We start from the raw sequence: 26,274 nt of genomic DNA, 5'->3' as shown, positions 1-26,274 counted from the left end.
TCTAAAAATTGAGTATTTGTACTATTATACAATTTTTTGGCATAAATGAAAAGTACCAACAGTAGGAAAAAATCCTGATTCTAAGACCAGGATTCTTGATGGTTATTTATCATAAATAGCTCTTTAGTTCAGGTCATAGTTCAAGTCGCTTAAATCTTTCTTACCTTGTGTTTCTTCAGCAAGAAATGGAACTTGATGGATCCCCTTTAAACCTGCTACGATAGACGCCGGAAATGAAACAATTTCTTGATTAATGTGGCTGACATTACTGTTGACAATTCGCTTCGCTGCAGCAAGATCTTCATTTTCGTCAGCGATTTCCTTTTGCAAGGCTAAGAATTGATTAGAAGACAAGAGCTCTGGATAATTTTCACCAACTGCACGAATTTGTGCCAAGACATCGTTTTGATTGGTAATAACTTGGTTGGATTCTTGAATTGTTGCTCCTTGGCGTAAAGCAACTAAATCAGTGAAAATCTGTTGCTCATGTTTGGCATAGGCTTTGGCTACTTTTAGCATTTCCGAAATGGTATCATAGCGTTTTACAAGAACGATATCGACCGTTCTCTTTGATTCTTCAATGGTTACTAGATAGCGATTGAGGCGATTTCCTACACTAATAAACCAAATGGCCAATAGGACAAGAAATAATAGGATGATTCCAATAATGACGTTCATGATGCTTCTCCTTCAAAAATTGCTGTTATTTCTTTAATTAAAGCTAGTTCTCTGCATAATTTATGATATTCAGTCACCAAAGATAGTTGATCAATATCTTCTGGTTTTTGGGGAGTCGGAAAGATATAGCGATCAGTATACAAAGAAATAAAAAGTTTATTGTCTTTCAAAAATACACACATGGCATTTTGAAAAATTTGTCGATCAAACCATTCTAACATCTTAGGGGTGAGAAATTTTCGGGCAGACAGTTCATCCGTGCAGTAGATATTGTAATTCTCGTTATTGCGAATATCCTCTGTTTCAATCTGAACTTCATCCCCTCTGGCTCCAGGATAAACCCCATTCACCTCCCTCTTAAAAAGAAATGATTTCTTGGTTGGCACAACCCGAAGATGACCGGAGAAATTGATCGGTAGACATAAAGAGAACACTTGTCCAAGGAAATCTGTAACTTCCACATGTTCCGTCCTCGTATGTCCATTAGATGTCCGGTAACGAGTCTCCGTATGATGGGCATAGAGATTTGACACTGTCAGCTCTTTGTCATCATGAAATGATAGCTCTTTGAAACATAGAAAATCAGTCGACCGAGGACATAAATGCGAGAGAGCTTCAGAAGGGATGGAACCGTCCTCTTTGATCGAAGCTCGAGGAAAAACTTCCTTTAATACAGGCGAAAGGATATCATCAAGATAGATCTCATCGTTCGAACGAATTCGATCCCCAAACAAGGCTTTTCGTTTTTTATATTGTGGCCAATAATACAAACCAACAACTAAAAGGATCAAAGGAATAGCTGCAAAACGCAATAAAATGAGAGACAGTATGGCGCAAATAATACCAAAGGATCGCAAAACATTCCACTGAAGATTGTTCTTCATCTGTTCTCGGATCAATCCGATGGCATCCTGAAATTGTTTGGAGTTTTCAAGCTCTTCAATTTTCTGCGAATAGTCTGTAGATGCTGAATCATTAGAATGATAGAAATCTCCCAATCAACTCCACTCCTTTCTGACCTAGGCACTTTACTATATTATAACACCAACATAACTTTGTAGCAAATGTATTATAATAGTTTTGGACCTTTGAAGACACAAAAAAATCCTGATCCGAAGACCAGGATTTGAGGCACCTTTCGGTGAGAACAGCCGGTTCACACAACTGTTCAAGGTCCGCTCCTGCGTTACAATTGAATGTAGACCTCCTCAGCGCAAAAGGCTCCTAAGAGCCAATCGACTCATCGCATAAATCTAGTTTACCATGAACATCCACAAACTGTCAAGAAGGTAGGTACTTGCTTCCTTCTCGAATACTCAAAGGAGATAACTGCTCTCGATAGCGGTCGATAAAGGCCCCTACCCAATCCGGATTAACCTTGGAATAATTGCGTAAACTCCAGCCGATTGCCTTATTTATAAAGAACTCGCTTTGACCTAGATTATTGAGGATCACTTTTTCTAACAAATCCGTATCTGTTTTTTCTTTCCTCATAAGCTGGTGATCAATGGCAATCCGCCTCAACCAAAAGTCCTGATCCTTACTCCAATCTAGCATAACCTGCTTGGTTTCTGGATAGTGAAAAGTAATCTCTCCGATGATAAGGTCCAATTGATCTATACTGTCCCACCATGATTTGGTTTGAGCCAATTCCTTTAGCTTTGGAAAATCTTCAGGTCTAAGCTCCTTCTTCTTTTTATCCAGATAATCCATAGCAATATATTGGAACTCACGGTACGGTTGCTGCCAACACTCTTCCACAAAAGCCCAATCAATTGGATCCTTTATGAAAGGCTTAAAAAAATCTCTTTCAATCTTTTTGAGAATTGGTTTTTGAACGCCAAGAAAGCTGAATTTATTTTTCATATAAGCTTCCATTGCTGGGACTTTCTCTGGATCAGCTTGGTCTTCTAACAATTTCAAAAGAATTTTTGTATCCATATGATTCCTCCTTTTTTACATCAAAGGTCCAATCAGAGAAAAAAGATAACCGCCCAGACGATGAGCCATAGGCATTTTAGATAAACTTTCTAGAGTGACTTCCTCTGAGAGAGCCTGGGTTTTCTCAAAATCTTCTTCAATCTTTAGCACTTCCAGATTTTTGTAGAGATAAACCCCATCTTCAAAATTTTGATAAAGACTTCGGTAGTCTGTATTAATGGTTCCTACCACAGCTTGTTGGCTATCAGAAACATAAACTTTAGCATGGACAAAACCTGGGGTATAACGGAAAATACGGACGCCAGCATCCAAGAGCACTTTAAAATAGGTCGTCGCAATATCAAAGGCATATTGTTTATCTGGAATCCCTGGCATAATTATCCGAACATCTACTCCGCGTTTGGCCGCGAAAGTCATAGCTCTAACCAATTCGTCATCCAAGATCAAATAAGGGGTCATGATGTGAACATAATCGGTCGATGTATTCAGTAAATGAAGATAAACATCCTCAGCCACTTTGTGATAGGTCAATGGAGAATTGCCATAAGGAAGAACCAAGCCCTGGCTCTTTCTTTGTTGAGGTTTTTCTTGTAGATAGCGCTCCATATCCGCTTTGTCTTCTATTCCGGTCACTGTCCACATGGTCAAAAAAAGAGCTTTTAGCGTTTGAACTGCTGAACCATCTAATCGAAGGGCCGTATCCTTCCAATGACCAAAGCGTTCTCGTTTATTGACATACTCATCAGCGATATTAACGCCACCAGTGTAAGCAACTTGACCATCAATCACTGTAATCTTTCGATGGTCTCGGTAATTGTAATAGGTTGATAGAATAGGCTTGACTGGTGAGAAGGCCTGAGCTTTAATGCCAACCTTGTGCAATCGCTCGATATAATCGTAGGACAAGGTAGTCATCTCATTCATCCCATCAAACATGACACGAACATCCAGACCTGCCTTGGCCTTCTCCTCCAAAATGGCTAAAATCTCGCCCCACATGATCCCTTCGTCAATAATGAAATATTCCATAAAGATATAACGTTCCGCCTTTTTCAAATCCTCCAACAAGGCTGGTAGCATGTCATCTCCAAGTGGAAAATAGGTGACCTCTGTGTCTCTGTAGATAGGAAACTGGGCTGGACCATGCTCCAGAAAATAAGCTAATTTCTGTAATTGGCTATCACTTTGGGATAAATAATCAGCAACTTCTGGATCGGTGCTTAGATAGTCAGATGCCTGCACTGTAGCATCCTCAAGCCGCTTCTTCAAGCGTCTCACACCCAAATCAGCTAACGAAAAGTAAAGCAGAGCCGTCCCAAAAATTGGAAAGAGGGCAATGATAATCACCCAGGACAGTTTGGAACGAGAATCCATGGAACGATTGAGCAAGTAAAAGAAGGTAAAGACACTCAACAAGTGTTCCCATAAGATAATGGATGGGAAATGCTCTTGTAGACTGAGATATGAAAAGACAAGAAAGGCCAATTCCAGTAAGAAGAACAGAAGAATGGGAACCTTTCGGTTAAGTAGAATTTTGGCCCATCTGGAGGGCTTTTGAGGTAACAGCCTAGCACTTTGTTCTTCAGTCATAAAGGCTCCTTTCATGTAGGGGAGACCATCACAACTTTCCGGTCTCTTTCAGTAATTTTATTAGTATCATTTTAGCCTATGAAAAAGTCAGGGATAATTAACTATTGCGATTTACAAATGTCGTGATTTCTACTGTATTTTTCTCACCGGCCCTTCGATCGTCTTTTGCATCCAGACGATATCATGCCATTTGTTAAACTTATAGCCAATCTTTGGGAAATGAGCCACTTGGACATACCCTCGCTTTTCATGCATGGAAATGCTCGCTTCGTTCGGAACTGCGATACAAGCCAGAAAGCGTAAGTAGCCTCGTGCTTGCAACTCCTCTTCTAAGGCAGTATAAAGGGCCGATCCGATCCCTTGTCCACGCGCTTCTTTTGCTACATAAATAGACAATTCAGTGGTCCAATCATAGGCAGCGCGTGCATAATAGGTCGAAGCATAGGCATACCCCACAACTTTCCCATCCACTTCTGCGACCAAATAAGGAAATTGGGTCAGCGTTTTTGTGATGCGGCTTTCAAATTCCTGGACAGTCGGCACATCAACCTCAAAGGTAATGGCTGTCTCTGTTACATAAGGTTGGTAAATCGCTCGGATAGCTGCTGCATCACTAAGTTGAACAGGTCGAATAATCATGGTGTCCTCCTAATTAGATTATACCTAGTATACCGATATGCCTTCTCACTGTCAATGAAGGACTAGCAGCAAGCAAAAAATCCTGGAATTGTATCCAGGATTTCCATTCTTCTTAAACCGTTTGACGTAATCCCATCATCCGGTAAAGAAATAAAGCACTCGGAGCTTTCAAAAAGCTCTTTTGCTTGGAATTTGTTGATTTTAGCACATAGTTAGGTTTGACTGTTTTGGTGACTGTCTTTGCTTGTTTAAGATTCAGACCCGTTTGTTTTTTATACGGTTGAACTTTCGACGGTTGATGGGGGACTTTCACGGCACTTACTTGAAGGGGGGGTTCTTTGACTTTCAAGGCTTGTCCAACTGGTTGTGAAGCAGGAGCAGATAGTCCTGCTTGAGCTGAATGAGAGAGTTGACTCATGGTTTGATTGTTTCTGACTTCGACATGGTTTAGGATACCTCCATTTAGATTGAGGTGATCAGTCACACCTATATCAAATGGCGCTACAAATACATTGTCCTCAATGGTGACATTTTTAATATCTCCATAGCGCGTTTCAACATCAATCGATCCACGATGCTTGTTGTAGATATCGCTCTTCGTCCCTGTACGCTCCAAGAGATTGTGGTGAACCCGAATTCCTTCTTCATTCAAATCAAAGTTATGGCCCTTAAAGACAGTCGTCAAGCGAATTCCAGCATCACCGATATTGTCTTTAATCCGATTGTAGGCAATTTCATGACCTTTTCCACCAAAGATCCCAACACCTCCAGCACGCCAACCAAGTTCAATCGTATTGTGCAAGAATTTATTATTTTCTGCTACTGCTGATTCTGTTCCATCTGCAATACTTGACCAGCTGGCTAGTCCGTCATCTCCATTTCCACGAATACTAGAATTGCGGACAATCGAATTCTTAGTCCCTTGGGCAAAGTTGACTCCGTCAGCCAGGTTGTTTCGCAAACGGACATTTTCTACTACTAGACCATCTGTGTACTTCATATCATTTTTTCCAGCATAATCGCCAATCCACATGCCGACTTCAAAATGTTCGGCCCAAATATCGTGAATATGAGAATTCTTCCCTGGCGTTCCAGAAATGGCCTTGTACTGAGCATTTTCACCATAGCGTGAACGAAGGTTGGAAGAAAGATAGACATCGCTAAATTCAACATGGTTGTCTTGGTGAAGGAAGTCAAATCCACCGCCACCAGCTTGGTCACTTGTAAAATGCAGTTGGGTATGCCAGATACCAGCCCCTGAAATCTTCATATCAGAAGCATCGATACCGACTTTTCGATTGAGATTAAATCGCCCAGCTGGGATATAGACATTCTTTCCGCTTTGTTTAGCTTCATAAATCGCATCATAGAGGGCCTGGCTGTCATCAGTATCATCGTTTGGCGTAGCTCCTTTAGAAACAATATTGATAGCATTGTCCTCTTGAGCAATCGGGTCAGGAGCTTGCTCGAATTCCACAAAGTCAAGGCCGTAATGGACGTCGTCTGACTTGTTTTTCACCAGTGAAACCACATCTCCTTTTTGAAGCTGAACTCCTGGAAGTAGGCTGTGTACTTCATCAAATTGGAAGCGGGCACGTGTATCAGCCTGTGCACTATCGTGTACACCTTTGTCATTCAAATACTGCCAGTTAGATGAGGACGAAAGATCCAATTGTTGAACACTATGACCATTCACCTGTACATCGAGTTGTCCACTTGCTCCATCTGGCACTGTGTAGCGTACGGTTAAGGCATTGGCTGGTTCATTGACCTTAAAGGAAACACCATCTCCTTTTTCTTTTAAAGCGACATAAGTCTGATCAGAAGCTTCAATAGCTGTTGAGTGACTATCTCGAGACTGCTCTACCTCTGCCTTTCCAAGGAGGTTCCCTTTGTCTGCCTCATAACGGGTGTAAGGCATAGATGCTCCATATTGGCTGGTATCTACTTGAGAGCTTGCGGGATCAGAGGTTGTCGCTTCTTGCCCTTGTGTTTGGACTTGTACCTGCTCTCCAGCTTGATCAGCTGCCACAGATTGTCCAGTCAAAAAAACAAGCCCCCATGATCGCAATCACGACAGAAAAGACTCCAAGCTTAGATTTGCGAATGCCAAAAGTGATATCTTTGTTTAAATGATTCATCACACATTTCTCCTTTTATTTTTTACAACGATTCTATCCTAATAAAAATTATCATGACAAACAAGGTGAATTGTGTGAATATTCTGTATCAATTTGTTGCAGAAATGTTAACCTTTTTATGTAGTAATAAAAGTGAGTAAGAAAAAAGAGGCTGAGAATGCTTTCTCAAACCTCTTATGATGACACGCGCTTATTCCGCTTTTTTATTTGAAAATTGGCTATTGTAGAGCTCATAGTAGAATCCTTTGTCTGCCAACAAGGATTGGTGATTTCCTTGCTCGATGATTTGGCCATCTTTGAGGACAAGGATTTTATCTGCTTCTTGAATGGTAGACAAGCGGTGAGCAATGACAAAACTAGTCCGCCCTTTCATCAAATTCTTCATGGCTTTTTGAATCAAGAGCTCTAAACGCGTATCGACAGAAGACGTCGCTTCATCCAAAATCAAGATTTTAGGATCCGCTAGGAGCGCACGCGCAATAGTTAGAAGTTGCTTTTGCCCTAGAGAAATATTGCTAGACTCCTGGTTCATTTCCATATTGTAACCACCAGGGAGTGTCCGGATAAAGTGATCGACATTGGCTGCCTTTGCAGCTTCCACAATTTCTTCATCCGTTGCCTCGAGATTACCAAAGCGAAGGTTTTCTTTGATGGTTCCTTCATATAACCAAGCATCCTGCAATACCATTCCAAATTGCTTGCGGTAATCTTGGCGAGATAGATGACGAATATCATGACCATCCACCGTAATCGATCCTGCAGTCACATCGTAAAAGCGCATGAGCAGATTAATCAGAGTTGTTTTCCCTGCTCCAGTTGGTCCGACAATGGCCACCATTTCACCTGGTTTAACTTCTAGGTTGAAATCACGAATCAAGGGTTTGTCCGCTACATATTGGAAATCAACGTTTTTAAAGCTGACTTGCCCTGTCAAATCTCCAGAGAGGGTTTCTGTCACATCTGCTACTTCATCTGGTTCATCCATGACTTGGAAAATCCGATCTAGAGACGACTTAGCACTTTGTAGCTGTCCTGCCAATTGGGTCAAGTTTTGAATCGGTTGGTTGATCTGCCAAACATATTGAACGAAGGCCTGCATATTCCCGACAGTCAAACGTCCTGCTATCACTTGCAAGCCACCAAACAAAGCGATAATGAGATAAGTCAAATCTGAAATCCCATGTAAAATCGGCATCATTAAGCCAGAAATGAAATTAGCCTTGAATCCTACTTTTTGAAGGTGATGGGTAATATCATGAAACTCTTCCTGAGAAGATTTTTCCCGAACGTAGAGCTTAAGTACATTAAATCCTGTTAAATTTTCTTGCACAAAGCCGTTCATTGCTCCCAAAACATCTGCCTGCTCTTTAAAGTAAGGTTGAGATTTTTTCATGATAAATCGAGCACTGAAATAAGTGATCGGAATGGACAAAATGACCACTAGCCCCAGCTGGATGTTTAAGTACAAGACCATGCTGATGACAAAGAGCAAGGTAAAGATAGCATTAACGATTTGTAAGAAGGACTGTTGCAAAGCATTAGAGACAGTTTCGACATCGCTAGTAAAACGTCCTAGCAAATCTCCGAACTGATGCCGGTCAAAAAAAGAAACGGGAATGTGATTGATTTTATGGGACAAATCATTTCGCATGTCCTGAACGGTCTTTTGAACAGCATTAGTCATGAAATAGTTGGAATAATAAGATCCCAACTCATAGAGGACCCCACGGAATAGATAGAGCGTCATAATGATCGCGATATAGGAGGTGTTAAGACCAGCTCCCGCAAGGCCTTTTGCCATATCCATGAGATTTTTTGTCAACTCAGTAATCGCAAGCCCCAAAACAAAGGGTTCGACAACACTCATGACGACACTCAGGATTTTTAAGAAAATGGACAAGCAAACTTCCAAGCGATAGGCTCTCAAGTAAGTCCATAGTCTACTAAAACTGTTTTGTTCTTGTTTCATCTGCTTCTCCTTTCTATTCCTCTGTCAATGATGGACTATCGAGCTGCGAATTAGCAATTTCACGATAGATCTCATTGCTTTCCATCAATTCATCGTGGGTTCCTCGACCGACAATTTCCCCTTGGTCCAAGACAATTATTTGATCCGCATCCATAATGGTTCCCACACGTTGCGCTACGATCAAAACGGTCGCATCTCCTGTAACTTCTTTGAGACGCTTCCGCAAAGTGGCATCCGTCTTGTAGTCCAAAGCAGAGAAGGAATCATCGAAAATAAAGATATCCGGATCTTTGACAACGGCACGAGCGATAGACAAGCGTTGTTTTTGACCACCTGAAAGGTTGCTACCACCTTCTGCCAAATGGGTATCAAAGCGTTCCTCACGGCTGTCGATAAATTCCTTGGCTTGGGAAATTTCAGCCGCTTGTTCTAGCTCTTGTACAGAGGCATCTTCTTTCCCATAACGAAGGTTCTCAGCAATGGTTCCCGTAAAGAGCAAGGCCTTTTGTGGAATAAAACCAATCTTTTGGCGAAGGGCTTTCAGATTGTAGTCACGGACATCCACACCATCGACCAAAATCTTCCCTAGGGTGACATCATAGAATCGAGGAATCAACTGCACAAGTGAAGATTTCCCAGAACCGGTCGAGCCGATAAAGGCAATGGTTTCGCCAGGTTTGGCTTGAAAGGAAATATTATGGAGAACTGGACTCTCCGTCTCACCTGGATAAGCAAAGGTGACATTGTCAAATTCCAAATAGCCACGAGATGCTGTTTCTGTTATCCCATTCTCATTTGGATCAATCGAAATGGGCATGTCCATGATTTCCTTGAGCCGACGGCTAGAGACCGCAGTACGAGGATACATGGTAAAGAGATTGGCTAAAAAGAGGAAAGATAAGAGCGCGTGAAAGCTATACTCAATAAAGGCAACCAGATCCCCAATTTTCAAACTACCGTCATGAAGAGGATCCAAAGCAAACCAGACAATCGCCACAATCATAGCAATGATGATCTGCACAAATAGAGGTTCTGTCAAACCAGTTAGTTTGAACAATTTATTCGAGTTTTCTGCGTAGACTTCATTTTCAGCCGCAAATTTATCCTCTTGGAATTCTTCGCGGGCAAAGGCACGAATCACTCGGAGACCTGTCAAATTTTCACGCGCAAACTGATTGAGATGGTCAAGGGTCTTTTGTTGCTTCTCAGAAAGTGGACGTGTCTTGACTGCTACATACCAGACAACGACAGCAAGAAATGGTACAGATACTGCTACAATCCATGCTAGAGAAGGACTGGTTGTCAGAATCAAGAGAACGCTGGAAACCATCATCAAGGGTGTGATGACGCCCATCTTCAACATAGAATCCGCAAACTGCATCAAAACAAAGGCATCCGAAGTCAAGCGAGTGACCAATGAGGATACCCCAATTTGCTCATACTCGCGATGCGAATACTCCTGTAACTTGGCATAGAGGTCATTGCGCATATCACGGACCATAGTGGTCGTTAGCTGGCCAACTGCGTAAGACAAGATAATCCGTCCCACAATCCCTAGCAAAATAATCGCAAACATGACCCAGCCCCAGAAATAAAGCCGATCCACATCACGCGGGTTAATCCCCTCATCAATCATGCGAGCCAGAATCGTTGGCAAACCTAAATTGACAATGACAAAAAGGATGGCCGAAAATAGATTCAGGGCTAGCCACTTGGGATACTTTTTCAAGTAAGACCAAATATATTGCATAGATGATTCTCCTTTTCCATAAATAATTTCCTAGATCATACAGAAAAGAGGGAGTGAGACGAAATCATTTTCAAAGAAAATCATTCCTGCCCCAGTCCCATCTGTAGTCTCATTCATTATACCAAACCAGCTATAAAAGTAAAGCAAAAGAGCAGGTTTTCCTGCTCTTCATTTAGTTTATTTTGTACGTTTGAATTTAGCATTTTTAAGAAGCGACGATGCAAATTGATTCGTAGATTCTTGATCTTTTGTAAAGCTAAATGTTAGGGTATCTCCATTAATCTTATATCTAACCTTCTCACCTTTGTCTTCTAGCGCACCAATTGTTTTAGTTTTTTGATTAACTCTAATTTCTGTTGAATCTGTAGTTTTATGGCCTGGTCTTTTAGTTTTAATAGTTAAATATCCTTTTGAATCGTTAATATCAATGGACAACTCCAAGGAATATTTATTGTTTAGAGAATCAATATCTGAACTGGAAGCTCCTTGATCTTTAAGAATTTTCTTCATTTCTGCTGTAGATGGTTTGTAAACATAGGTTCCGTTGTCACCTTTTGCACCACACGCAGTTAAAAGAAAAATAGCAAAGAAAGCTACTAGAGCCAAAAGAAACTGTTTAAAGTTTTTCATAATTTCTCCTCATTTCATAGAATATCCCTATTATAGCAACAATTCCATTGCATCGCAATGAAATTGTTACATTATTTAGTTTGACTGGGTTCAAACTATTGCTATTAGATAAAAATCAAAAATTTAGTTAGAATTCTAATAGATAATCATAATAAATACACATAAAAAGGTAGGATTTAGATCCCACCTCTATTAACTATTTAACTTTTTTAAACTTAGCAATTTTCATGTAGTTATTAAACATGTCTGTGTCACCCATTAAAGAATTCTTCACATCCTTAATCGTTAACACATTTCCTGAAACTTGATAAGTAATTTCCGCTTTCCCATACTCATTTTCTGAGACAAGAGTTTTAGCTTTTTGGTCTACTTCCAACTTAATCACTTGATTAACATTTTGACCACCTGCATTCGTGTCTACTTTCATCTCGCCTTTCTTATCCTTAATTGTAATAGAAATAGTAAATGAGTAATTATCACCTATCAAAGATTGAAATTCACTTGGCATAATTTCTTTGATTTCATCTTTAGTAGGCTCAAACACGTAAGTACCGTTGTCGCTTTTTGCGCCACAAGCTACCAAAAAGACTGCTGCAAAGACAGCTACAACAGCTAACAAAAGACGTTTAAAATTTTTCATCATCTTCCCCTTTATGATATGATTTATAGCCATTATAGCAACAAATTAGCAACATCTCAAGGGAATATAGCAAATGTAAAATCATTGTAACATCATTAAAACTGCACTATTTAGTAGGTTTAGAGAAAATAAAGAGAGCTACACATGTTAGCTTTATAAAAGCCCTCTATTCACATTCTATCATCATTATTTTCAACGACAAAAAAACCGAGGCCTAAACCTCGGTTTTCGTTTTGATTGGAAACTCTATTATTTAAGAGTAACTGAAGCTCCAGCTTCTTCCAATTTAGCTTTGATTTCTTCAGCTTCAGCTGTAGCAACACCTTCTTTGATAACGCCAGGTGCACCATCAACAAGTTCTTTAGCTTCTTTAAGACCAAGACCAGTGATTTCACGTACAACTTTGATAACGCCGACTTTCTTGTCGCCTGCAGATGTCAATTCGATATCGAATGAATCTTTAGCAGCACCAGCGTCAGCAGCACCAGCTGCAGCAACAGCTACAGGAGCAGCTGCAGTTACACCAAATTCTTCTTCGATAGCTTTTACAAGGTCGTTCAATTCAAGGATTGAAGCTTCTTTAATTTCAGCAATAATGTTTTCAATGTTCAATGCCATTGTTATTTCCTCCAAATAAGTTTTAATTTTATGTTTTATTTTTTGTAGCTAGGCTACGCTGCGTAGCTTAAGATTAAGCTGCGTCTTCTTTGTTGTCTGCAACCGCTTTGACTGCAAGAGCAACGTTGCGCACTGGCGCTTGAAGTACAGAAAGGAGCATAGAAAGAAGTCCTTCGCGGTTTGGAAGAGTTGCAAGTGCAAGAATCTCTTCTTTAGATGCGACAGCGCCTTCGATTGCACCACCTTTGATTTCAAGTGCTTCAGCGTCTTTTGCAAAATCGTTCAAGATTTTCGCAGGTGCGATAACATCTTCGTTAGAAAATGCTACTGCAGAAGGTCCAACGAATACAGATGCAAGATCTTCAAGACCAGCTTTTTCAGCTGCACGACGCAAGATTGAGTTTTTGATAACTTTAAACTCAACTTCGCTTCCGCGAAGGTTGCGACGGAGAACTGTATCTTGCTCAACTGTCAAACCGCGAGAATCTACAACGACGATTGATGCAGCAGCTTTCATTTTTTCAGCTACCACGTCAACAAGTTCCGCTTTTTTAGCAATAATTGCTTCACTCATTAGTGTGTTCACCTCCGTAATTATTTTGCTTGGGGAATTTTTCCAAAAGAAAAACGCGCCCAAACCTAGACACGAAAGTACAATACGCTTCTTTTAATTGATACGTTTTGTCCTCGGTAGGATCTTTATGAGTCGAGCTCCCCTACTGTCTTAGGCAGTTTTTTCAAACCGTAGATTAGTTTATCATATATAAAAAAAGAATGCAAGTACTTTTGCAAACTTTTTTTATATTTTTTAATCGTTGTAGAGACTCTTGATATTATTCAACCAAGCATAGGCCAGTCCCATTAGGACTCCTCCTCCTACCCAGTTGGCAAAGAAGGTGACACCATAGTGACGTAAAATATTTAAAAACTCAAAATGTGGCAATTGGCTAGAAACAGAATTAAAGCTCAATAATGAGAAAGAAGCAAAGTTTGCAGCCAAGTGTTCGTTGGTCATAAAGACAAACATATAAATAGCAGAGAGGGCTAAGAGCACCTTGGCTGTTTCATCTTTGAAATATAGATAAGAAAGAATAGCAATATTGACGAAGATATTGGCAATAATTCCTTCAAAGAAAACCACTTGATTGCTGCGTTGGAGTTTATTTTCTGCCACAGTAGCTAGGAATCCTTTTGGATCGACATGAGCAAAGGCAGTGGTTTGATTGAACAGAAAAGCTACGATTAAAGCACCAATTAAATTAAAGAAGGTACAATAAAGAAGAATCTCCAAAGCTTTCTTCCAGTGAATTTTCTTTAGATAGGTTCCCGCCGTCAAATACATCATATTTGAGGTGGTTAATTCCGCATTTAAGAATAAGAGGTAAACCAACCCCCAGGCAAAGATGAATGGAAATAGGAAACGACCCGTTCCAGGTACAAAGGTATTTAATAAGTCAGCTGCAACCGCTCAGACCGCCGTACTTAAAGTAAGAAATCCTCCAGCAAAAATAGAGCGAACTGCATAGCGAGTTTTAGATTTCTGATAAAGATCCTCTTTCTTATTACACGCTGCTCCCACTTTTTGAATAAAACTAGATTCAGACATAATATTCTCCTTATGTAATGTTTGTGAATAAAATCATTATATCATAGACAAAATAGTTTGAAAAGGTTTTCAGGAAGAATTCTTAAAATTCACAATATATACGTTTTATATCGAATGTACGAATGTAGTAAAAACCAAACAAAAAAACAGGCATCTGCCTGCTTTACTTTTAATAATTTAAACGGTTAGCCCAAGCGATATCCAAATTCAAGATTTCTTGTGAAGTGAACTGTTGACGATATGGATTGTATACCGAACCAGTGATACCACCCTGAACATTTGGTGAATCATATTGAGTCAAATTATAGGTTTCAATGATATGATTGAGCTTTGCGTAGTAGCTAGTATCTGTCGCATAAACACCTGTCAAAGCTGCTGTTGCGTCTTGATAACTTGATGTGTTACTCTTCCAAGCACCTGCAAAATGTCCTTGTTTCAAAACTGCTACATAGTCTTGCAATGATTCATAGTAAGATGGGTATGAACGGAAAGCATCATTAATCGTATACGCATTTCCAGCACCATCATCTTCCCAAGTTTGCATCACTGCAGATTGCCCAGCATAACTTCCTTTAATCCCAAAAAGGTTGTAATGTGGATAAGAAGCCAAACCAGACTGTCCTGATCCACTTTCCAAGATCGCTTGTGCAATCATAACGGAAGCATAAAGATCATTCTCTTGACCAAGCTGACGAGCTGACTCACCAATTTGTGAGATGAAAGCTTCAGTTGGGTCTGAGTATGCTTGGTAAGTTCCATCATTAGCACCAACTGATGTTACGTGCTCGCTCATAGCAGCGGCAAATGTCCCCACTGCTAATACAGAAACTAACAAACCAAATAATTTCGTTTTATTCCGTATTTTCTTTCTCATAATACAATTTATCTCCAATTAATTTTTTATCATCTTTTATCTTTATTGAGATTATACCATATAAATAGAAGAAAACAAAGCCACTTATATTCCACTTGTATTACAATTGCGAGATAAATCCAAAACAAAAATGACATTTTCATGTCATTTCAATTTATTTCGTAAAATGCATTTTCCAAAATAGCATCCCATGACTTTTCTAGTCCTTCCTTGGTTACCGAAGAAAAGACAATAAAAGTGTCTGCTGGATCAAAATCTAATTTTTTCTTAATGATGGATTCATGTTTGTTCCATTTTCCACGTGGAATCTTATCTGCCTTGGTCGCTACTAAGATCACAGGGATCTCATAATATTTTAAGAATTCATACATCTGAACATCATCTGCAGAAGGTTCATGACGAAAATCGACTAGGCTAACGACTGCTTTTAAGTTCTCACGACTGGTGAGGTATTCTTCAATCATCCGTCCCCACTTCTCGCGCTCTTTTTTAGAGACACGTGCATAGCCATAACCAGGTACGTCTACCAAACGGAGTTTGTCATCGATATTGAAGAAATTTAGCAATTGGGTTTTTCCTGGTTTGCCAGATGTTCTGGCCAGGTTCTTTCGATTTAAGAGAGTATTAATAAAAGAAGACTTGCCGACATTTGATCGACCGGCAAGTGCAACTTCTGGAATCTCATCTTGAGGATAATGACTCTTATTTGCAGCGCTTAAGAGGATATCCGCATTATGTGTGTTAATTTCCATATTTAATCTTTCTATGCTGTTTCAAGAACTGGTTTTTCTATTCCGTCAACAGCTTCTTTTGTGATTCGTACAAGTTTGACATCTTCTTGACTTGGAATTTCAAACATGACATCCATCATGGTTTCTTCGATAATCGAACGAAGACCACGAGCTCCAGTCTTTCTTTCGATAGCTTTATTCGCAATCTCTTGAAGAGCTTCATCATCGAATTCCAATTCAACATTGTCATAAGAAAGCAAGGTTTGGTATTGTTTTACCAAGGCATTGCGTGGCTCTTTTAGGATACGGACAAGATCCTCAACTGTCAATTGTTCAAGAGCTGCAAAGACTGGAAGACGACCAATCAATTCTGGGATAATTCCAAATTTTTGAATATCTTCTGCAATGATTTCTTACATGTAAGAGCTGGATTCATCGATGGCTTTATTGTTTTTACCGAAACCGATGACCTTTTCACCGAGACGTTGCTTAACAATTTCTTCGATCCCATCAAAAGCCCCCCCTACGATAAAGAGGATGTTCTTGGTATCCACTTGGATCATCTCTTGTTGAGGGTGTTTACGTCCCCCTTGAGGTGGCACACTAGCGACGGTTCCTTCGATGATCTTCAAGAGAGCTTGTTGCACCCCTTCACCAGAAACGTCACGTGTGATCGAGACATTTTCACTTTTCTTAGCAATCTTATCGATTTCATCGACATAAATAATGCCACGTTCTGCACGCTCAATATTGAAATCCGCTGCCTGAAGAAGTTTTAAGAGAATATTTTCAACGTCTTCACCCACATAACCGGCTTCAGTTAAAGCTGTTGCATCTGCAATAGCAAATGGAACATTCAGGCTACGAGCCAAAGTTTGGGCCAAGAAGGTCTTTCCTGAACCAGTAGGTCCAATCATGAGGATGTTTGATTTTTGCAATTCAACATCCGTCTCATCTTCGCGTGTATCGTGGAAGTTAATGCGTTTGTAGTGGTTGTATACCGCTACAGCAAGGGCACGTTTAGCCCGATCTTGACCGATGACGTAGTGGTTCAAGATATTGAGCAATTCGATTGGTTTTGGAACTTCGCTAAGGTCAGCAAGTACTTCTTCAGCAAGCTCCTCGCGGATGATTTCTTGAGCTAACTCTACACATTCATTACAGATAAACGCATTGTTTCCTGCAATGATTTTTTGGACTTCATCTTGACTCTTTCCGCAAAATGAGCAATAAACCATCATATCATTGTTTTGATTCGTTGGCATGTATTTCCTCTTTCTGTCATTTTCTGTTTCTATTTAGTTTAAAATAAGGTCATGTAAAAGGCGTGAATAGAATTCACAAGATTGGTAAAAGCATTTAGTAAGAATAAAATAGCGAGGCCGAACCGTTTTTTACGAAAGGTTTGTAAGGCGCAAATCAAACAGATGACACATAGGACAGCTGTAAAAAAACCAAAGACACTTCGCTCCATTAGTCTAAATCCTTTCTCTTATAATAGTTGACCGTAAAATCATATGGATTCTTCTCATCTTTCGGATGATAGACTTGACGGACTCTTTCATAGTGGCTCTCTTCAAATGTTGGTGCCAATGTATCTCCATCAATCGTTGCATGAATCATGGTCTGGATCAATTCTTCTAACTGGTCAGAGAAGAGCCTTAAAATCTGACTGCCTCCAATAATATAAAGATTCTTCTCTTGGTTCTGATACCACTCCAAGACTTCTTCCTTGCTGTGCATGACGAGTACAGCATCATTTTCAGGATCATAGGCTTGATCTTGCGTTAAGATAATGCTAGTCCGACCTGGTAAAACCCGTTTTTTCATACCATCAAAGGTCACTCTTCCCATAAGAATCGCTTGTCCCATGGTTGTTTCTTTGAAATGCTGAAGCTCAGCTGGCAGATACCAAGGCATGACTTGGTCCTTTCCAATAATGCCATTTTCAGTTTGAGCCCAGATACCAATAATCTTTTTCATTCTCTCATCCTTTACACTGATACTTCTATTTTATCAAATTTTCTTATAAAAGACTGATTTCAACTATCTAGTTTGGAGGATATTTTTTCAAATACAAACAGAAAAACCGCGAGATTTTCGCGGTTTTTCTTAGCCACAAGTTAGCTTAGTCTTCTTTTTTGCGTTTTGCAAATCCGAATAATGACAGACCTGCTAAAGCACTAAAGATTGCAAGACCAGCAGTAGAAGATTCTTTTGTTCCTGTGTTTGGAAGTTGTGCAGTAGGATTTTGTGGATCGATATACTTCACTTCTTCTTTCGTTTCTGGAACGACAGGAATCGTTGGTTCTTCTGGTTTTGGTTGTGGTTCTGGTGTTGGTTGCGGTTGTGGAGTCGGCTGTGGCTCTGGTGTCGGAGTTGGATCCGGCATTGGAGTTGGTGTCACAGTCTTATTGTAGATATGTTGAGTGTTTCCATCTTTATCTACAACAGTCTTCACGAAGTCATAACCTGGGATATCTTTCTTCGGTTGTTCCCCATCTTCTGTTGGGTTACCTGGAATTGGATCCCCATTTTCGTCTACATATGAAGTCGTAACTTTTTCATAGACGTGTTCTGTATCACCATTAGGCAATTTCTTCGTTTCCACAAAGCGGTAACCTGGAATTTCAGCTTTTGGCTCTTCACCATCAACTGTAGGATATCCTGGGATTTCTTTACCTTCTTTATCAACAAATTTAGTAATTGGAAGAACAGTTGGTGTGTAAGTTGCAGAAGCTTTTGTTCCATTCACATCTTCACGAACTACTGTCACTGCTGGTGCAGTTCCAGTAAATTCAGGTTCTGGAGTGAAGGTTACAGTTCCATCTGCTGCTACAGTGTATGTACCAACACCTGGAATTGTCTTCGTAGTTGAACCATCGTCAAATGTAGCTGGAACCTTATTATTCATTGGTACACGGCTATCACCTTCTGTGAAGCTTGGTTTACCTGTTTGAGTAGCACCCTTCTTACCAATTGAAGTAACTGGTTCTGCAGTTGGAGCAACTGGTGTTACTGTTGGTGTGTAAGTAGCTGTAATTGGTGTACCGTTCTTATCAACACGTTTCACTGTTACGCCTGTACCAGTTCCTGTGAATGATTTCTCTGGTACAAAGGTGACTGTTCCGTCTGGAGCAACTGTGTAAGTTCCTTCACCTGGAATAACCTTAGTTGTTGAGCCATCTTCAAAGGTTGCTGGAACTTCATCATCCATTGGCACACTTGGGTTACCAGGTGTGAAGGTTGGTTTACCAGATTGTGTTTGACCTTGGATGTCTGTAGAAGTTGCAGGTTTAGCTGTTGGAGTCACAGGAGTTACAGTTGGTGTATAGGTCGCAGAAGCTTTTGTTCCGTTTTTATCTTCACGAACCACTGTTACAGCTGGTGCAGTTCCGACGAATGATTTTTCTGGTACGAAGGTAACTGTTCCGTCTGCTGCTACTGTGTAAGTACCAACACCTTCCACTGTCTTCGTAGTTGAACCATCGTCGAATGTTGCTGGAACTTCATCGTTCATTGGTACACGGCTGTCACCTTCAGTGAAGATTGGTTTACCTGTTTGAGTTGCACCTTGCACATCAGTAGATACTGCTGGAGTTGCAGTTGGTGTTACTGGTGTTACGGTTGGTGTATACATAGCTTTCACAACTGTACCATTCTTATCTTGGCGTTGCACCACGATACCTGCTGCAGTTCCGACAAATGATTTCTCTGGTACAAAGGTTACTGTTCCGTCTGGAGCAACTGTGTATGTACCTTCACCTGGAACAACCTTAGTAGTTGAGCCATCAACAAATGTTGCAGGTACATCATTATCCATTGGTACTGCAGGATTTCCTTCAGTGAAGCTTGGTTTGCCTGTTTGAGTTGCACCTTGAATATCAGTTGATGTAGCTGGTTCTGCTGTTGGAACAACTGGAGTAATGAATGGTGTGTACGTTGTACGTGCATAGGTACCATTTGCATCTTCCATTGAAACGCCTACAGGAAGAACTTCACCTGAGTAAGCTTTGTTAGTTGGAGTGAAGATCACTTCACCTTTCTCTTTATCTACTGTGAAGATACCGATGATATCTCCTGCAGGTGAGAAGGCATTCAATTGATCAGTTGGGTTACCAGAATCATCGTAAAGTTTCAAGGTTGAAGGGTTCATTGGGGCAATTGGGTCCCCTTCTGTGAAGGTTGGTTTGCCTGTTTGAACAATTCCTTGAGGTGCTTCTGATCTAGCTGGTTTTGCTGTTGGAGTAATTGGAGTTACAGTTGGTGTGTAGGTTGCAGAAGCTTTGGTTCCGTTCATATCTTCACGAACCACTGTTACTGCTGGTGCTTCACCAACAAAGCGTGGGTCTGGTGTGAAGGTTACTGTTCCATCTGCTGCTACTGTGTAGATACCAACACCAAGAACTTCTTTGGTTGTTGAACCATCTTCAAAGGTTGCAGGAACTGCTTCGTTCATAGGAACATTTTCATGACCAGCTGTGAAGCTTGGTTTACCTGTTTGGGTTTGACCTTGCTTATCAGTTGAAGTTGCTGGTTCAGCAGTTGGAGTTACTGGTGTTACAGTTGGTGTGTAAGTTGCAGTAACTGGACTACCGTTCTTATCAACACGTTTAACTGTTACGCCTGTACCTGTTCCTGTGAATGATTTTTCTGGTACGAAGGTTACAGTTCCATCTGGAGCAACTGTGTAAGTTCCTTCTCCTGGAATGGTCTTCGTAGTTGAACCATCTTCAAAGGTTGCTGGCACATCATCATCCATTGGGATTGCAGGGTTACCAGGTGTGAAGCTTGGTGTACCTGTTTGTGTTTTACCTTGGATATCTGTAGATGTTGCAGGTTCAGCAGTTGGGACAACTGGAGTGATCTTCGGTGTGTAAGTTGTTTCAGCAACTGTTCCGTTTGTATCTTTACCTTGAACCTTAACTGGAACCACATCACCTGAGTAAGATTTATCAGTTGGTGTGAAGGTTACAAGGCCTGTTTCTTTATCAACTGTGAAAGTACCAATTTCTTTACCTTCTGGTGATTTAGCAACTACAGATTCTGCTGGTTGACCATTTTCATCAAGAAGAGTAATAGTATCTTTGTCAATTGGTGCAACTGGGTCACCTTCGGTGAAGGTCACAGTTCCAGTTTGAACCACACCTTGAGGTGCTTCTGATGTAGCTGGAGTTGCTGTTGGGGTTACTGGAGTAACAGTTGGTGTGTACTTAGCAGTAACTGGAGTACCGTTCTTATCAACACGTTTAACTGTTACGCCTGTACCTTCTCCAGTGAATGATTTTTCTGGAACAAATGTTACAGTTCCGTCTGGAGCAACTGTGTAAGTTCCTTCACCAGGAACGGTCTTCGTAGTTGAGCCATCTTCAAATGTTGCAGGTGTATCATCATCCATTGGAACATTTGGATTACCTGGTGTGAAGGTTGGTGTACCTGTTTGCTTTTGACCTTGTTTGTCAGTAGATGTTGTATCTTCTGCAGTTGGTGTAACTGGTGTTACGGTTGGTGTATAAGTTGCAGAAGCTTTTGTTCCGTTCTTATCTTCACGAACCACTGTTACAGCTGGTGCAGTTCCGACGAATGATTTTTCTGGTACAAATGTAACAGTACCATCTGCTGCTACTGTGTAAGTACCAACACCGTCTACAGTCTTAGTCGTTGAGCCATCGTCAAATGTTGCTGGAACATCATCGTTCATTGGCACACGGCTATCGCCTTCAGTAAATACAGGTTTGCCAGTTTGTGTAGCACCTTGGATATCTGTAGTTTCAACTGGTGTTGCAGTTGGAGTTACTGGAGTCACAGTTGGTGTGTACTTGGCTGTGATTTCAGTACCGTTCTTATCCACGCGTTTCACTGTTACGCCTGAAGCAGTTCCAGTGAATGATTTTTCAGGAACGAAAGTTACGGTTCCATCTGGAGCAACTGTGTAAGTTCCTTCACCATCGACAGTCTTAGTCGTTGAGCCATCTTCGAAGGTAGCTGGTGTATCTTCATCGATTGGAACATTTGGATTTCCTTCGGTGAAGGTTGGTTTACCAGATTGTGTTTGACCTTGGATATCTGTCGATGTTGCATCTTCAGAAGTTGGAACGACTGGAGTAATCTTAGGTGTGTAAGTTGTTTCTACAGTTGTTCCATTTGTATCAGCAGCTTGAACCTTAACTGGAACCACATCACCTGAGTAAGATTTATCTGTTGGTGTGAAAGTAACTACACCTGTGTCTTTATCAACTGTGTATGTACCGATCACATCACCTGCTGGTGATTTCGCTTCTACTGATGCGGCTGGTTGACCATTTTCATCAAGAAGAGTAATGGTATCCTTATCGATTGGCGCTACTTCATCACCTTCAGTGAAGGTTACAGTTCCAGTTTGAACAAGACCTTGAGGTCCAGTAGATTCAGCTGGTGTTGCTGTTGGAGTTACTGGAGTTACAGTTGGTGTGTAAGTTGCAGAAGCTTTGGTTCCATTCTTATCTTCACGAACAACTGTTACGGCTGGTGCTTTACCTGTGAATGATTTTTCAGGGACAAAGGTTACAGTTCCGTCTGTTGCTACTGTGTAAGTACCAACGCCATCAACTGTCTTAGTAGTTGAGCCATCGTCGAAAGTAGCTGGAACGTCATCGTTCATTGGTACACGGCTGTCGCCTTCAGTAAATTCAGGCTTACCTGTTTGAGTTTGACCTTGCTTACCTGTTGTTTCAACTGGTGTCGCAGTAGGTGTTACTGGAGTTACAGTTGGTGTGTAAGTTGCAGAAGCTTTGGTTCCGTTCTTATCTTCGCGAACAACCGTCACTGCTGGAGCAGTTCCGACAAATGATTTTTCTGGTACAAATGTAACAGTACCGTCTGCTGCTACTGTGTAAGTACCAACACCGTCTACAGTCTTAGTCGTTGAGCCATCGTCAAATGTTGCTGGAACATCTTCATTGATTTCAACAGTCTTCTCAACGCCATCAACCGTTACAGTTCCACCCTTGAATTCAGGTTTACCTGTTTGAGTAGCACCTTGGATATCTGTTGTTTCAGCTGGTGTTGCTGTTGGAGTTACTGGTAAAACTGTTGGAGTGTAGGTTGCAGAAGCTTTGGTTCCGTTCTTATCTTCGCGAACAACGGTCACGGCTGGTGCAGTTCCGACGAATGATTTTTCTGGTACAAATGTAACAGTACCGTCTGCTGCTACTGTGTAAGTACCAACACCGTCTACAGTCTTAGTTGTTGAGCCATCGTCAAATGTCGCTGGAACATCTTCATTGATTTCAACAGTCTTCTCAACGCCATCAACCGTTACGGTTCCACCTTTGAATTCAGGTTTACCCGTTTGAGTGGCACCTTGAACATCTTTTGTTTCAGCTGATGTTGCTGTTGGGGTTACTGGAACGATTTCTGGTGTGTAAGTTGTATCCACCTTGATACCGTTTGAGCTTTCAGCTTGAACCTTGGCTGGTGTGACTGCACCAGTGTATGATTTATCAGTCGGTGTGAAAGTTACTTGACCCGTTGCTGGGTCGATTGTGAAGTTACCGATCACGGTTGTACCGTCTGCCGCATAAGCTGGTGTCGTTGAAACTTCGTTACCATCTTTATCTAGCAATGTGTAGCTATTGTCTTTTATGGTAATAGCTTTATCTTCACCATTTACTTGAACAGTAGTTCCTGCAAAGGTTGGTGTACCGGTTTGAGTCGCACCTTGGATATCTTTTGAAGTTGCAGGGTTTGCAGTTGGAACTGCTGGCACAACAGTTGGTGTGTAGGTCGCATCTGAAGTAATGGTTGCAGTCTTACCATTAGCATTTGTAATAGTAGCAGTTGCCTGAACAGTTACTCCTTTTGCAGTACCAACAAAGTCTTTTTCAGGTGTGAAGGTCACCGCTCCTGTAGTAGGATCGATTGTATAGCTACCTTCACCTGCTACTGTCACTGTTGTTTCATCAGTTGGTTGACCAGTTGCTGGATCTACCAGTTTCTTGCTAGTGATTTCAGCAGTCTTATCATTACTCAAATCAAAGGTTGGTGTTTGTGTTTGAGGAACATTTTGAACATTCTCAGAAACCTTGTCTGTAGGAGTCACTGTGATTGGAGTAACCGTTGGTGTGTATTTAGCGCTTGCTGTCTTAAGGTATTCATCACGGACGGTACCGTCTTTATCTTTTCCGACAGGAGCTGTTACAGATACGGTAACACCTTGAGCTGTACCTGTGAATCCTGGTTCTGGAACAAAGGTTACTTTACCAGTAGCATCATCAATGCTGTAAGTTCCTTCGCCCGCTACTGTTACAGAGGTTGCATTGGTTACTTGACCAGTCGCTGGGTCCACCAATTTAGCAGGGTATTCCAAGCTTGGAGTGACAGAGATCTTTTCGCCATTAGCATTCGTTGTAGTTGTGTTAAAGGTAGGTGTACCAGTTTGAGTCGCACCTTGGACATCTGATGAAGTCTTATCTACCCCTTCAATTTCCGTTGGTGTAACTGTTGGGATGTATAGACCGTCCATGGTATTGATGGCAGTATCGACATTGGCTTCATCGGCTGGGAATTTTGTTGACCAACCCGTATCGTAGCCATTGCTGTCTGTACGACGGATAGAGATACCGTCAGCTGTTCCAAGGAAGTGATCTTCGGGAATGAACTCAACATCCACAGAAGTTCCGTTTGAAGTGATCTTGTACTTCCCTTGACCAGCTACAGCATAGTAGCCATCTGCACCAGGTGTTACGACTTGCCCCGTACGGTTATCTATCATTTGTGGAGCTACTGTTTCATCAATTTTTGCTGACTCAGTTAGGCTATAGCCTTGCAAACCTCGAGCAGTAAAGGCTACGGTTGCTGTTTGTTTTGCACCTTGAGGGCCAGTTGTTTCTTTAAATTCCCCTTTTGGTGGGTGAGTGATTTGAGTCTTAAAGTCTTCAACCTCACCAGAGAAAGCCATCCCCGTTGGGCTTTCAATTTGATCAGCATCCTTAGCAATCCGGACACGAACACCTAATTCATTGACACTAGGATCAATATAGGTTTTACTCTTTGTAAATCTTAACGTAGCCGTTCCATCTTGGGTAATGGTTGTTAAATCAGACCGTTCATCTTCATCGAAGGTTCCGTTTTGGTTGAAATCTACCCAACCATAGATGTTAGCTTTTGCTGCTCCATCCGTATGAGCTTCCACTGAAATGGTGTAATTACCTGGACGTGTCCGGTCCATCTTGATCAGCTCATTGGTTTTCCCTTTGAGATCATTTGGAAGTAATTGGTCGATGCCTTCATCCGCAGTGGTCGCCTTGTCATCACCCGTCCAATCAAGCGTATTGTTTTCATCCATATCAGGGCTTAAGTGACCTAGATAAGGTTGGTTTACTTTCTTACCTGTTACACCATCTACAGTTGCAATCGAATGAATCGCCTTCCCATAAGACGCTGGTGCATCCCCTTCATCGAGCGGGAAGAATCCAAGCATGGCTGATTGTTTACCACTTGAAGCAATGTAAAGACCAACTTCAGAAGCTCCTTTTGTCATAACAAGGGGAACGGCAGAAGGACCTGCAGAAATATTTGGCCCGAAGACCCCTGTTCCGAGGCCTCCAGTTGTTAAATCAGCACTTCCAAAGTACTTCCAAGCAACCGCTTTTTTATCTGGCCCCACTTCATTTGCACGTTTAAGTAGGTTAAGGTTCGTCGAATAGTAATTCGTACCTTCTATATTAAAGGTAGGATTTGGGCCAAATAAATTGTCTGTATCTTGTGGAATAAAGGTTTTAGTAGATCTACTTCCATATTTATACCACTCCCCAATTTGTTGCCAACCTTCTCCGTTTGTGGTGAAAATAACCGATTCACCAGGATTAGCGGACTCACCATCTGCCATGACTACAGCAGGTTTGACGGCTTTGCCACGGAAGGTAGCAGAAATTTCAAACTGAACCCCAATATTGCCACCATCAAACTCGGAACTGATGGTTGTTTTTTTAGTGCCAGTATCGATGCCTTCACCTTTTATTTCTGTCCAACGGTTTTGAGCTTCGGCAATAATTTTAGCTTCTTCACCATTATTAAATGCTTTGTTAGTTGCAGCACTAGTAGTTGTTCCTATATATCCGTTCTTAGCATTTGGGTCATAGGTAGCCTTTTCAGCTTCAGTCGCTCCACGTTCTTCTAAGCGCTTTTTGTAGATTTCTGTCGCTTGGAAGGGTTTTAAGGATTTAACTTTGATAGTAACCACATAGCCAGGCATGATTTCCTTGGTGTAGGTTGAGCCCACTTGAAGGGCCAGATTTCCGCTTGATGTAGTCGTCGTTCCTGTCCAGCTAGCTGTATCGCCAAAGTCCAACCAAGAGATTTGGCTGGCCAAGTCTGTAGCCTTGATATTTGTTGTGAAACCTGGTTTTGCTTCTTTCGGAGTTGAAGTGGCATCTTGGACATCATCTCCGATGAGGTTTGGATCGTTTGGATCCCCAATTGAACGAC

The 26,274-nt window shown here is 41.2% G+C and carries 16 protein-coding genes, 3 pseudogenes and 1 other annotated feature; all 19 genes and pseudogenes read right to left on the bottom strand.

Annotation, left to right across the window (positions count from 1 at the left end; translation table 11 throughout):
* Positions 1-123 precede the first annotated feature (123 nt).
* A complete protein-coding gene (locus SM122_RS01710) occupies positions 124-678 on the bottom strand; it encodes a LemA family protein (RefSeq protein WP_155169752.1) in 555 nt (184 codons plus the stop codon).
* Positions 675-1,676: a DUF3137 domain-containing protein gene (locus SM122_RS01705; RefSeq protein WP_155169749.1), complete on the bottom strand. Its 1,002-nt coding sequence runs from the start codon at positions 1,674-1,676 to the stop codon at positions 675-677. Before SM122_RS01705 ends, SM122_RS01710 begins: the two co-directional genes overlap by 4 nt.
* A gap of 283 nt (positions 1,677-1,959) precedes the next feature.
* Entirely contained in the window at positions 1,960-2,619 is a 660-nt protein-coding gene (locus tag SM122_RS01700) for a DNA alkylation repair protein (protein ID WP_031573169.1), read from the bottom strand.
* A gap of 15 nt (positions 2,620-2,634) precedes the next feature.
* On the bottom strand, positions 2,635-4,209 hold the full coding sequence (cls, locus tag SM122_RS01695; RefSeq protein WP_155169746.1) for a cardiolipin synthase: 1,575 nt from the start codon (positions 4,207-4,209) through the stop codon (positions 2,635-2,637).
* 129 nt (positions 4,210-4,338) lie between these two features.
* Entirely contained in the window at positions 4,339-4,848 is a 510-nt protein-coding gene (locus SM122_RS01690) for a GNAT family N-acetyltransferase (RefSeq protein ID WP_155169744.1), read from the bottom strand.
* Positions 4,849-5,341: 493 nt separating this feature from the next.
* Positions 5,342-6,886: pseudogene (locus SM122_RS01685) on the bottom strand (glycosyl hydrolase family 28-related protein); the annotation flags it as partial.
* Positions 6,870-6,989, bottom strand: coding sequence for a YSIRK-type signal peptide-containing protein (locus SM122_RS01680; protein ID WP_155169741.1), 120 nt, complete (start codon positions 6,987-6,989; stop codon positions 6,870-6,872). The gene SM122_RS01680 and the pseudogene SM122_RS01685, both read right to left, overlap by 17 nt.
* A 190-nt stretch (positions 6,990-7,179) precedes the next feature.
* A complete protein-coding gene (locus SM122_RS01675; RefSeq protein WP_031573162.1) occupies positions 7,180-8,958 on the bottom strand; it encodes an ABC transporter ATP-binding protein in 1,779 nt (592 codons plus the stop codon).
* Positions 8,959-8,971: 13 nt separating this feature from the next.
* Entirely contained in the window at positions 8,972-10,708 is a 1,737-nt protein-coding gene (locus SM122_RS01670; RefSeq protein WP_031573160.1) for an ABC transporter ATP-binding protein, read from the bottom strand.
* Positions 10,709-10,885: 177 nt separating this feature from the next.
* Entirely contained in the window at positions 10,886-11,338 is a 453-nt protein-coding gene (locus SM122_RS01665) for an LptM family lipoprotein (RefSeq protein WP_031573157.1), read from the bottom strand.
* 196 nt (positions 11,339-11,534) lie between these two features.
* Positions 11,535-11,978, bottom strand: a complete 444-nt coding sequence (locus tag SM122_RS01660) for a hypothetical protein (RefSeq protein WP_155169738.1) — start codon at positions 11,976-11,978, stop codon at positions 11,535-11,537.
* 249 nt (positions 11,979-12,227) lie between these two features.
* Positions 12,228-12,596: a 50S ribosomal protein L7/L12 gene (rplL, locus tag SM122_RS01655; RefSeq protein ID WP_003016256.1), complete on the bottom strand. Its 369-nt coding sequence runs from the start codon at positions 12,594-12,596 to the stop codon at positions 12,228-12,230.
* Positions 12,597-12,669: 73 nt separating this feature from the next.
* Entirely contained in the window at positions 12,670-13,170 is a 501-nt protein-coding gene (rplJ, locus tag SM122_RS01650; RefSeq protein ID WP_003001722.1) for a 50S ribosomal protein L10, read from the bottom strand.
* 38 nt (positions 13,171-13,208) lie between these two features.
* Positions 13,209-13,343: a sequence feature (ribosomal protein L10 leader region), on the bottom strand.
* 61 nt (positions 13,344-13,404) lie between these two features.
* Positions 13,405-14,202: pseudogene (locus SM122_RS01645) on the bottom strand (formate/nitrite transporter family protein).
* 169 nt (positions 14,203-14,371) lie between these two features.
* Entirely contained in the window at positions 14,372-15,076 is a 705-nt protein-coding gene (locus tag SM122_RS01640) for a glucosaminidase domain-containing protein (protein ID WP_195327398.1), read from the bottom strand.
* A gap of 149 nt (positions 15,077-15,225) precedes the next feature.
* Positions 15,226-15,828 (bottom strand): ribosome biogenesis GTP-binding protein YihA/YsxC, encoded by a 603-nt coding sequence (gene yihA / locus SM122_RS01635; RefSeq protein WP_070662235.1) that lies wholly within the window; start codon positions 15,826-15,828, stop codon positions 15,226-15,228.
* Positions 15,829-15,839: 11 nt separating this feature from the next.
* Positions 15,840-17,072: pseudogene (gene clpX, locus SM122_RS01630) on the bottom strand (ATP-dependent Clp protease ATP-binding subunit ClpX).
* A 208-nt stretch (positions 17,073-17,280) separates the two neighbouring features.
* Positions 17,281-17,790, bottom strand: a complete 510-nt coding sequence (locus SM122_RS01625) for a dihydrofolate reductase (RefSeq protein ID WP_195327402.1) — start codon at positions 17,788-17,790, stop codon at positions 17,281-17,283.
* Between the two features lie 145 nt (positions 17,791-17,935).
* Positions 17,936-26,158 (bottom strand): CshA/CshB family fibrillar adhesin-related protein, encoded by an 8,223-nt coding sequence (locus SM122_RS01620; protein WP_324737743.1) that lies wholly within the window; start codon positions 26,156-26,158, stop codon positions 17,936-17,938.
* Positions 26,159-26,274: the final 116 nt, after the last annotated feature.

Source organism: Streptococcus gingivalis, from assembly GCF_035544715.1.
Classification (GTDB): Bacteria; Bacillota; Bacilli; order Lactobacillales; family Streptococcaceae; genus Streptococcus; species Streptococcus gingivalis.
Note: the sequence above shows the minus strand (reverse complement) of the source record. Positions and strands in the feature narration are given on the sequence as shown.

Bases quoted from the DNA above. Each gene is read 5' to 3' on its own strand.
- SM122_RS01690 (WP_155169744.1), bottom strand. From the start codon at position 4,848: ATGATTATTCGACCTGTTCAACTTAGTGATGCAGCAGCTATCCGAGCG.
- SM122_RS01670 (WP_031573160.1), bottom strand. From the start codon at position 10,708: ATGCAATATATTTGGTCTTACTTGAAAAAGTATCCCAAGTGGCTAGCC.
- SM122_RS01675 (WP_031573162.1), bottom strand. From the start codon at position 8,958: ATGAAACAAGAACAAAACAGTTTTAGTAGACTATGGACTTACTTGAGA.
- rplL (WP_003016256.1), bottom strand. From the start codon at position 12,596: ATGGCATTGAACATTGAAAACATTATTGCTGAAATTAAAGAAGCTTCA.
- SM122_RS01665 (WP_031573157.1), bottom strand. From the start codon at position 11,338: ATGAAAAACTTTAAACAGTTTCTTTTGGCTCTAGTAGCTTTCTTTGCT.
- SM122_RS01640 (WP_195327398.1), bottom strand. From the start codon at position 15,076: ATGAGAAAGAAAATACGGAATAAAACGAAATTATTTGGTTTGTTAGTT.
- SM122_RS01710 (WP_155169752.1), bottom strand. From the start codon at position 678: ATGAACGTCATTATTGGAATCATCCTATTATTTCTTGTCCTATTGGCC.
- cls (WP_155169746.1), bottom strand. From the start codon at position 4,209: ATGACTGAAGAACAAAGTGCTAGGCTGTTACCTCAAAAGCCCTCCAGA.
- SM122_RS01660 (WP_155169738.1), bottom strand. From the start codon at position 11,978: ATGAAAAATTTTAAACGTCTTTTGTTAGCTGTTGTAGCTGTCTTTGCA.
- yihA (WP_070662235.1), bottom strand. From the start codon at position 15,828: ATGGAAATTAACACACATAATGCGGATATCCTCTTAAGCGCTGCAAAT.
- rplJ (WP_003001722.1), bottom strand. From the start codon at position 13,170: ATGAGTGAAGCAATTATTGCTAAAAAAGCGGAACTTGTTGACGTGGTA.
- SM122_RS01625 (WP_195327402.1), bottom strand. From the start codon at position 17,790: ATGAAAAAGATTATTGGTATCTGGGCTCAAACTGAAAATGGCATTATT.
- SM122_RS01700 (WP_031573169.1), bottom strand. From the start codon at position 2,619: ATGGATACAAAAATTCTTTTGAAATTGTTAGAAGACCAAGCTGATCCA.
- SM122_RS01680 (WP_155169741.1), bottom strand. From the start codon at position 6,989: ATGAATCATTTAAACAAAGATATCACTTTTGGCATTCGCAAATCTAAG.